At 58.2% G+C, this 9,338-nt stretch carries 11 protein-coding genes; 8 read left to right on the forward strand and 3 right to left on the reverse strand.

Features of this window, described 5'->3' with window-relative positions:
- Both RSB01_RS04130 and RSB01_RS04135 read right to left on the reverse strand, forming a co-directional pair.
- The coding region (locus RSB01_RS04130) for an MFS transporter (RefSeq protein ID WP_332625094.1) at positions 1 to 990 on the reverse strand (990 nt) is incomplete at its 3' end.
- Positions 991 to 1,001: 11 nt separating this feature from the next.
- Complete coding sequence (locus RSB01_RS04135; RefSeq protein WP_332591320.1) at positions 1,002 to 1,826, reverse strand: aldo/keto reductase; 825 nt, start codon at positions 1,824 to 1,826, stop codon at positions 1,002 to 1,004.
- A gap of 120 nt (positions 1,827 to 1,946) precedes the next feature.
- On the opposite strand from RSB01_RS04135, the gene RSB01_RS04140 reads away from it, so the two are divergent.
- The 3 genes from RSB01_RS04140 to RSB01_RS04150 all read left to right on the forward strand — a co-directional run bounded on the left by RSB01_RS04140 (position 1,947) and on the right by RSB01_RS04150 (position 4,351).
- On the forward strand, positions 1,947 to 2,849 hold the full coding sequence (locus RSB01_RS04140) for a LysR family transcriptional regulator (protein ID WP_332625095.1): 903 nt from the start codon (positions 1,947 to 1,949) through the stop codon (positions 2,847 to 2,849).
- A 301-nt stretch (positions 2,850 to 3,150) separates the two neighbouring features.
- Positions 3,151 to 3,474: a DDE-type integrase/transposase/recombinase gene (locus RSB01_RS04145; protein ID WP_332590487.1), complete on the forward strand. Its 324-nt coding sequence runs from the start codon at positions 3,151 to 3,153 to the stop codon at positions 3,472 to 3,474.
- A gap of 109 nt (positions 3,475 to 3,583) precedes the next feature.
- On the forward strand, positions 3,584 to 4,351 hold the full coding sequence (locus tag RSB01_RS04150; protein WP_332590475.1) for an IclR family transcriptional regulator: 768 nt from the start codon (positions 3,584 to 3,586) through the stop codon (positions 4,349 to 4,351).
- A gap of 11 nt (positions 4,352 to 4,362) precedes the next feature.
- On the opposite strand, the gene RSB01_RS04155 is transcribed toward RSB01_RS04150, so the two are convergent.
- Positions 4,363 to 5,535 carry an FAD-dependent oxidoreductase gene (locus RSB01_RS04155; RefSeq protein WP_332590476.1) on the reverse strand — a complete coding sequence of 391 codons (1,173 nt, stop codon included), beginning with the start codon at positions 5,533 to 5,535 and terminating at the stop codon, positions 4,363 to 4,365.
- Positions 5,536 to 5,661: 126 nt separating this feature from the next.
- Between RSB01_RS04155 and RSB01_RS04160 the strand changes: the two genes are divergently transcribed.
- From RSB01_RS04160 to RSB01_RS04180, 5 genes are all read left to right on the forward strand, one after another.
- Positions 5,662 to 6,912, forward strand: coding sequence for an aromatic ring-hydroxylating dioxygenase subunit alpha (locus tag RSB01_RS04160; RefSeq protein ID WP_332625097.1), 1,251 nt, complete (start codon positions 5,662 to 5,664; stop codon positions 6,910 to 6,912).
- Positions 6,909 to 7,385 carry an aromatic-ring-hydroxylating dioxygenase subunit beta gene (locus RSB01_RS04165; protein WP_332625098.1) on the forward strand — a complete coding sequence of 159 codons (477 nt, stop codon included), beginning with the start codon at positions 6,909 to 6,911 and terminating at the stop codon, positions 7,383 to 7,385. Before RSB01_RS04160 ends, RSB01_RS04165 begins: the two co-directional genes overlap by 4 nt.
- Positions 7,382 to 7,711: a non-heme iron oxygenase ferredoxin subunit gene (locus RSB01_RS04170; protein ID WP_332590479.1), complete on the forward strand. Its 330-nt coding sequence runs from the start codon at positions 7,382 to 7,384 to the stop codon at positions 7,709 to 7,711. Before RSB01_RS04165 ends, RSB01_RS04170 begins: the two co-directional genes overlap by 4 nt.
- 4 nt (positions 7,712 to 7,715) lie before the next feature.
- A complete protein-coding gene (gene gtdA, locus RSB01_RS04175; RefSeq protein ID WP_332590480.1) occupies positions 7,716 to 8,768 on the forward strand; it encodes a gentisate 1,2-dioxygenase in 1,053 nt (350 codons plus the stop codon).
- A partial coding sequence (locus RSB01_RS04180) for a fumarylacetoacetate hydrolase family protein (protein WP_332625100.1) occupies positions 8,765 to 9,338 on the forward strand: 574 nt, incomplete at its 3' end. The genes gtdA and RSB01_RS04180, both read left to right, overlap by 4 nt.

Below are 9,338 nucleotides of genomic sequence, written 5' to 3' on the forward strand. Positions count from 1 at the left end.
TACCCGCATCTGCACGGGAGGGACGATGGCGAAAGCTGCGCCACCCCAGAGCAGGAGGCCGATCGCGGCTCCGACATGGCTATTCAACAGGAATGGCAAGGCGAACATGATGATGGTCAGGGCACCAAGGAAAACCTTGGTCGCGCTGTCCAGTGACCAGTCGGCCAGACGACCACCCAACCAGTTGCCAATGGTAAAGCCGACACCGATCAGAGCCAGGCTCAAGGTCACGAAGCTGTTGGACGCACCGGTCAGGGTTTCAAGCGCCGGAGCAACATAGGTGTAGAGGGTGAACATAGCGCCAGCCCCCATGACCGTGGTCGCCATGGCCAACAGCACAGCGGGCCGTGTCAGTACATGAAACTCGCGCCGGACATCGGGCATGACGCCGCGCTCACCTTTGGGAAGGACCAGCCAAAGAGCGGCTATGGCCAAAACGCCGATCAGGGCCGTGCCTGTAAAGGCCATGCGCCAGCCGATCTGCTGGCCAATCCATGTGGCAGCAGGAACACCGCCGATATTGGCAATGGTCAGCCCCATGAACATGGCGGCAACCGCACTGGCCTGTTTTTCTTTGGGAACAACGCTGGCCGCCACAACTGCACCCAGACCGAAGAAAGCCCCGTGATTGAGGCTTGTTACCAGACGCGCAGCCAGCAGGGTGAAATAGCCTGGGGACATAGCCGACATCAGATTGCCGATGGTGAAGATAGACATCAGCAGGATGAGGGCTGTGCGCTTGCCAAAACGGGTAAAAGCCAGCGTCATAATCGGAGCCCCGATCATAACGCCAATGGCATAGGCACTGATGAGAAGGCCTGCCGTCGGGATTGAAACGTCTACCCCTTCGGCGATCACGGGCAGAAGCCCCATGGGCGAAAACTCTGTGGTGCCGATGCCGAAGGCACCGACGGCAAGTGCCAGCAGGACCCAGCGGGCCTGTGCGGACGTTGCGCGTGGCGTTGTGGTTGGGGAGGCTGTTAAATCCATGTGTATCTTCCTCAGACGTCCCAAGTCGGTGCCAGACCTGCGGGGCTGACAAGGCGACCGTCGGGGCGGGCCAGAGTGGCGATGGCGGCCACGTCGTCGTCCTCAAGGGCGAAGTCGAAAATGGCGATGTTCTCGGATACGCGAGCGGGGTTCGCGGTCTTGGATAGTGCGATATAGCCTTGCTGGATCAGCCAGCGCAGGCCGACCTGTGCGGCGCTCTTGCCGTATTTGGCACCGATCCGTTGCAGGGCCTCATCCTTGGGCACGGCACCATCGGCCATGCTGAAATAGGCCGTGACGGCCACGCCAGCTTGGCTGGCAGCGGCAGATAGGGCGTGCTGTGGCAAATAGGGATGAAGCTCGATCTGGTTCGTCACAATCGGTGCGGCGGAGCGCTCAACGGATTCACGCATCTGGGCGATGTTCTGGTTAGAGACGCCGATAAAACGTGTCTTGCCAGCCGACTTAACCGCGTTGAGCCGTTCTATTTGTTCGGCAATCGGGACCTGATCGGCTGGCCAGTGCAGCAGTAAAAGATCGACCTGATCGACCTTCAGCCTGTCCAGGCTCTCGTCGACCGAAGCGGCGAAGGTGTCGGCGCTATAGTTGTCGACCCAAACCTTGGTGGTCAGGAACAGGTCTTCACGAAGCACGCCAGCGGTCTGTAGCGCACGACCGAGGGCGGCTTCGTTCTGATAGATCTGGGCGGTATCAAAATGACGAAAACCGGCTTCGAGGGCGGCCGGAACGACGCGTTCGACCTTTGCATCTGACATGCGGAAAACGCCGAAACCAAGTGCCGGGATCGCTGCGCCATGGGCGGTAACGGTTTGCATCAGAAAACTCCTCGCTGAAACTCACTGAGGGACAAGGCGAGAGGTAAGACTTCGATTGAAGCTTGATAATTGCCTCTAATTTCCCATCATCTGTGAAATAAAATCATTGATGGTGCGGCGATGGACAATCGAGCCGGTGAAATGCAGGTCTTCCTGCGGGTAGTAGAAAGCGGGAGTTTCTCGCAAGCGGCCCGGCAATTGGGCATGACGCCGTCAACCGTCAGTAAGCTGATTTCGCGGGTGGAGGCCCGGCTTGGCGTGCGGTTGATCGAGCGTTCCACCCGTCGACTGTCCCTGACTTCCGAGGGGGAAGCCTATTATGAGCGCAGTTTGAATCTGTTGCAGGATCTGGACCTGATCGAACAGGAAATATCCCAAGGTGCGGCGGCTACAGGCGGGCGTGTGCGGGTAAATGTTTCCGTTGCGCTCGGCGTGTTGGGATTGGAGCCGTTGCTGCCTGAGTTCTGGCAGACCTATCCAAACATTGTCGTCGATCTGTCGCTATCGGACGAGATTGTGGACCTCTACCTCGACCGTACCGATGTTGCCTTTCGTGTTGGGCGCTTGCCGGACTCTGGCATCGTCGCGCGCCGTATCGGTACGGCGCATCGCAAGATCGTTGCTTCGCCCGCCTATCTGGAGCGCTACGGTACACCACGGACTCCTGAAGACCTGTCACAACATAACTGTCTGGGCTTCAATTTTCGTCGCGCGGTTCCCGTCTGGCCACTTAAAGAAAGCGGGCGAGTTGTGGAGCGCGTGGTTCACGGTTCTCTACTGGGTAATAACGGCGAAACGGTGCGACGCATGGCATTGGCCGGTGTCGGGCTGGCCCGCATGGGTGACTATCACGTCCGCGCTGATCTGGCCGCAGGCCGTCTGATAGAAGTCCTCTCGGATGTGATCGATCGAGATGAGGAAGAGATCCACGCTGTTTTTCTGGGCGGACCTCGTATGCCGGAGCGTGTCCGGGTCTTTCTAGATTTTGTCGTGCCGAGACTGCAGAATTTTCTCGCCCAGTGAAATGGAGCTGAGCTTCTCACGCTAAAAATACTCAATTTGGTGTTCGCAAGTCTCGGATACATGAGGCTTTTAAAGCATCTATCGTTCTAGCGTCACCGTTTTCCGGCAGAGGCGATCCGCCATGCTGTTTGGCTGTACTTTGTTTTCAGCCTGAGTTTCCGCGATGTTGAGGAGTTGATGGCGCAACGCGGAATTGATGCCAGTTACGAAACGGTCCGGTGCTGGACGATCAAATTCGGGCCATTGATTGCACGGCGATTGAAGAAGCGGAGAATCCCCCCGACAGCCCGTTGGCATGTTGATGAAATGGTCTGCAAGATCGGTGGCTGGCGTATGTATCTCGCGCGCGGTCGATGACGAAGGTGAGGTTTTGGACATCATCGTTCAGCGACGGTGGGATGCAGAGGCGGCATTGCAGCTACTCAGACGTCTTTTGCTTGAGCCCGAAAGCATCACAACGGATGGACTGGCATCCTACAGTGCGGCGCTTGTTCAGTTGGAACTGCGCCGTCTGATCAGCAGGCCACACTTCGTCGCTTTCGCGGCGATGCGGATACCGCTTGGGTGGCCGCTACCGTCTGATGGCGCGTTGGGTAGGGCTGATGTTTTTGCTCAGCCCAGTTAACTGTTAGTATCGGAGTGATTGCAGTAGAGCATGCTGAACCTAAGCTAAGCAAAGCCGCTTTAAAGACGATTCAATTTACGTTTGGCATTTTCTGAGTGAAAACCGCGTTATGACAGAACCCAGTGATCGCCGCCAAGGCATCCAGTCGGTCGGAATAGGCCTGCGTGTACTTGATGTGCTCGCTTCTCTGGATGGAGCGGCGGCATTGGGTGTGATTGCTCAGGCATCGGACCTTTCAGCCTCGCAGGCGCACCGGTATCTGGCCAGTCTGGTTGCCGCAGGTATGGCGCGTCAGGATCCGGCCACAGGCCGTTACGAACTTGGTGCAGGGGCTTTGCGCCTGGGATTGGCTGCGCTGGGAAGGATGGATTCTTTCCGCGAGGCTGCTGTGGCCTTAACCGAATATGTGCGTGAAACAGGGCGCACCATCCAGATGGCCGCTCTGGGACCTGCCGGCCCCATAGTTGTGCGCTGGATTATGGGTACGCCACCGATTTCAACATCTTTGACGGTTGGTGCGCGACTGCCCTTGTTGAGTTCGGCAACGGGTCACGTGTTTTTGGCTTTTCGTCCGCCCAGCCATACGGCCGAGATGGTGGATCGCGAGACCACAGCCCAGTTTCAGCCGATCGACGTCGAGGGTTTGCGGCAGCGCGTTCGTAGCTTGGGTTATTCAGCCATTCGGGGCGATCTCATTCCTGGGTTACGGGCTACCGCAGTGCCGATTTTCGACCTTCAGGGCGAGGTGGTGTTTACGGCGACGGGGCTGGCTACCGAAGTCTTCAAGCCCGACCATGACGAGGCTGCGCTTTTGCGGCTGATCGAAGTGTGTGATCAGATCACAGCTCAGACGGGCGGGGTTCGCCCTACCGTCTGAGCTTGTGACGATCAAACGGCTTTGCGCAGATCGGTTGCCGGATCGGCAGCCAGTTCTGCATTTAGCGTTTTGCCGATCAAGCGACGTGCTGCAGCAAATTCGCGCGGCTTATCCATGCAAATGGCAGCGACCAATATGCCTTCGCGCATATAAAGACGAACATTATTGTCACGGGCGATGACAGCATCTGCGGATGCTGGCTCGCCCAAAATCTGTAAGTTATGGCCGCATTGGTCGGTCCAGAACCATGGCGTGGGTTCGAGTTCGGGCGGCAGTCCGAGGATGGCATGGGCAGCTATGCGGGCTGAAGTCTGGGCGTGTGCCCAGGTTTCCATACGGCTGCCCAGACGGGCGGCAACGTCACCGATGGCAAAGATTCGGGCATCGTCCGGCGATCGGTAGTCGCTTCCGACAACAATCCCGCCATTCACAGAAAGTCCCGAGGCTTCGGCCAAATCTGTGTTGGGAATGATGCCGATGCCAACGACCACCAGATCGAAATCCTGGCTCGTGCCGTCATCGAAACTGGCCGTAACAGCACCATTTTGACCATCAGTAAGAGCGGATAAGGCACATCCAAGCCGGATCTCGACACCGATACGGGTGTGGGCATCGGTCATCCATTGTGCGGGTTCGGAGGGGATATTACGTCCCAATAACCGGTCGCTGGCCTCAATGACCACCACGGACAACCCCATACCTTTGAGCGTCGAAGCGGCTTCCAGCCCGATCACGCCACCTCCGACAACCAGGACGCTGGCACCGGTCTTGGCCTTGCTGGCAAGAGCGCGGGCATCGTCGGTAGTACGCAGGTAATGCACGGCATCATGGTGGGGCAGGGGTAGCGTACGGACGCGCCCACCGGTGGCCAGAATCAGTGTGTCAAAAGTTACATACGAGCCGTCAGATAGCCGAATTTCGCTCTTTTCACGGTCGATGGCGACTGCTGAGTTTGACGACTTGAAAGCTACATCCAGCGCTTCCCAACGCTCGTGCGGAACCAGCCAGACTGGCTCAGTCTCCTCACCTGAGAGAAATCCTTTTGATAGATTAGGCCGCTCGTACGGGGCGTGTTCTTCTTCTCCGACAACGGTCAAGAAGCCTTTAAAACCGAGCTCTCTCAATGTGATGGCGGCGGTTCCTCCGGCGTGTCCGGCACCGATGATGATGATCCGTTCAGGCATTTGTGATCTCCGTTATTCGTTGCACTAGATGCAATGCATTTGACATAGATCAAAAACCACGACACGAATGCGGTCAACGGCGACGTGAGATTGCTGCATCAAATTTTAGTTCGGGAGCTTATTTCTGTGACCATCGCTACGCCCCAGCCCGAGGCAAGACCCGAGCGCATTTGGCCGTCGGATGCCGACGCTGCCGTGCCGTACTGGGTCTATACGGACCCGCAGGTCTATGCGGATGAACTGCACAAAATCTGGTACGGCCCACACTGGCTGTATGTCGGTCTTGAATGCGAAACCCCCGAAGTCGGGGACTGGAAAACTACGACGCTTGGTGAAAAGCCTTGCATCATGGTGCGCTCGGAAGAGGGCGAGATTTCAGTCGTCGAGAACCGTTGTGCCCACAAGGGTGTGAAGTTTTGCCAGTCGCGCTTTGGGCATTCCAAAGAGCTGATCTGCCCGTATCACCAGTGGTCCTATGCCCTTAATGGCGACCTGCAGGGCGTGCCCTTCCGTCGGGGGGTCAAGCGTCAGGGCGGCATGCCAGCCGATTTCGACCTGAAAGATAACGGGTTGAACAAACTGCGTGTCGAGGTTGTCAACGGCGTGGTCTGGGCGACCTTCTCGGACGAGACACCAGCCTTCCGCGAATACCTCGGTGAGAAGTTCTGGAAGCATTACACCCGCGTCTATGACGGTCGTAAGCTGCAGGTGCTTGGCTATAACCGCCAGCACATCCCCTCCAACTGGAAACAGATGCAGGAGAACATCAAGGATCCGTACCATGCGGGCCTGCTGCATGTGTTCTTCGCCACCTTCGGCCTGTTTCGTGCAGACCAAAAGTCTGCCGTCGATATCGACGACCATGGCCGCCACGGCATCCTGATCTCGCGAAAGGGCGAGCAGAAAGCCTCGGAAGACCTGGCCGATGTGCGCAACTTCCAGGGCGATCTGGTTCTGGAGGATCCGCGCGTCATGGACGTGGTGCAGGAATTCCCCGGCGAAGAGACGGTCGGCATGATCACCATCTTCCCCAGTGTCATACTGCAACAACAGGTCAACAGTCTGACGACGCGCCAGATTGTACCCAAGGGGCCGAACGGGTTCGACTTCCACTGGACCCACTGGTGCTATGCCGACGACACCGACGAAATGAAGCTGCGTCGTACCCGCCAGGCTAACCTTTTCGGACCGGCCGGATTTGTATCGGCAGATGACGGCGAAGTGCTGGAAATGACCCAGCAGGGTGCCGCCGGTTCACCGGACAAGAACATGATCCTGCTTATGGGCGGCCGCGAGATCGAGCCGACCGAGCATCAGGTCACCGAAACCGCCGTGCGTGGCATGTGGCGCTACTGGCGCAAGGTGATCGGACTATGAACATGACGAACCTCACCCGAGAAGAGGTCCGCGACCTCTATGATGCCTATTACGGTGCGCTGGACGATGTGGACCTGCATGCGTGGCCGGAGTTCTTTACCGAGGCATGCGTCTATCGCGTGATCCCTCGCGAGAATTTCGAGGCGGGCTATACGCTCTGCACCATGCAGGCCGAAAGCCGCGGCATGTTGAAAGACCGTGTGACGGGCCTGACCCGCACCCAGATGTATGCCCCGCGTTATTATCGCCGTTTCCCGACCGCCCCGCGTTTGCTGGGGGAGGAGAATGGCGTGATCTCGGTGCGCCATAATCTTCTAGTGGTGCAGACCTTGATCGACAAACACTCGGACATCGTCCTGTCGGCTGTCTGCCACGACAAGATCGTGCGCGATGGCGACGCCCTCCGCTTTGTCGAACGCGTGGTCGTGTTCGATTCCGAAATGATCCCGAACTCTCTGGTGTATCCGGCATGACCGACACATTGGCTCTGTCGTGGGTGGCTACTTTGCCGCCTTCGGCCCTTGAAGAACACGGCGTGGCCAAGGCCAGCGTCAATGGCATCAGCGTTGCCCTGTATGCGGTCGAGGGCGAGTATTTCGCCACCGCCGATCTGTGCACCCACGGCAAGGCCAGTCTGGCCGATGGCTATCTTGATGGTGACCTGATTGAGTGCCCGCTGCATCAGGGCACATTCAACGTAAAGACTGGCGAAGCGGTGGATGCCCCCTGTTCGGTGGCTGTTCGTACGTTTCCGGTAAAGCTGCACGACGGTGTGCTGCACGTTGGTTGGGAGGGCTGATCGCGTGACCCAATTGACCAACGATAATCAGGCTCAACTCGAAAGCCTGTACGAGCAGATGGAGCCTGAAGGTCTTTATCCGCTTTGGGAAAAGCTGGCTGCTCTGGTGCTACCTCAACCGCAGTCGCCCGCCAAGGTCCACAAGTGGTCCTATGACAATGCCCGCGAATACCTGATGCGGGCGGGCGATCTGATCAGCGCCAAACAGGCTGAGCGCCGGGTGCTGATCCTTGAAAATCCCGGTCTCGGCGGTACCTCCAGCATCACGCCCAGTCTGTATGCCGGTCTGCAACTGATCCTGCCGAACGAGGTGGCCCCCGCGCACCGACACAGCCAGTGTGCTTTGCGTTTTGTCATGGAAGGCGAAGACGCCTACACCGCCGTGGACGGCGAAAAGGCGATCATGCGTCCGTTCGATCTGGTGCTGACACCGGGCGGACAGTGGCACGATCACTGCAACCCGACCGACAAGCCGATGATCTGGCTGGATGGTCTGGATATCCCGACGGTACGCCACTTCGACGCCAGCTTTGCCGAGCACTATCCCGAGGACCAGTTCCCCGAACAGGTACCAGCCGGTGACAGCCTGACCCGCTATGGTCGCAATATGCGACCGCTAAAGGGGCACACGGCAGACCGCCGTCCGTCACATCAGCCTCTGTTCCACTATCCCTATGCGGAATGGCGCCCGACGCTGGATGCTATGGCGACTTCGGGCGCGCAGATCGACCCGCATCTGGGTCATGCGCTGGAGTTCCTGAACCCGGTCAACGGCGGCTCGATCATGGCAACCATTTCGGCCCATGTACGCCTGATGCCAGCGGGTTTCGAAACCCTGCCACGCCGCTCTACCGACGGTACGATCTTTGTCGTGGTTGAAGGTACCGGCGAGGCCGTGATCGAAGGCGAAACCATCGCTCTCAACCCGCGCGACATCGTTGTCGTCCCGTCATGGAAGCAGGCCGTCTTCAAGGCCGAAAGCCAACTGGTTTTGTTCGGCTATTCGGACAAGGCCTGTCAGGAAAAACTGAATCTCTACAAGGAAGAAAACTCGTGAGCCTGCTGTTCCAACCGCAAGCGCCGGTTCTGGCCAAAACCTCGACGGGCGATGAATTTCCGGTCCGTCGCATCTTCTGTGTCGGCCGCAACTATGCCGCCCATGCTCGCGAAATGGGGCGTGACCCTGACCGCGAGCCACCGTTCTTCTTCACCGCATGGGCCGAGACGGTGGTGCCGGACGGCACAACCATCGCCTATCCGACGATGACGGAAAACTTCCATTACGAAGCCGAGTTGGTCATTGCTATCGGCAAGGGCGGTCGCAACATCGCCGTCGAAAACGCCAATGACCATGTGTGGGGCTATGCCACCGGTCTGGATATGACGCGCCGTGATCTGCAACTGGAAGCCCGCGCACAGGGCCGCCCTTGGGATACCGGCAAGAATGTCGAACAGTCATCGCCACTGGGCCTGATCCACAAGGCAGGCGAAGGCGATTTTGATCCGAACAACGGCGCGATCAAGCTGACCGTCAATGGCGAAGTGAAGCAGGACGCCGATCTGGCCGAGTTGATCTGGCCGGTGGACGACATCATCGCCTACCTGTCGACCCTTTGGGAAATCCACC

It is taken from the genome of Brevundimonas sp. (genome assembly GCF_036659295.1).
GTDB lineage: Bacteria > Pseudomonadota > Alphaproteobacteria > Caulobacterales > Caulobacteraceae > Brevundimonas.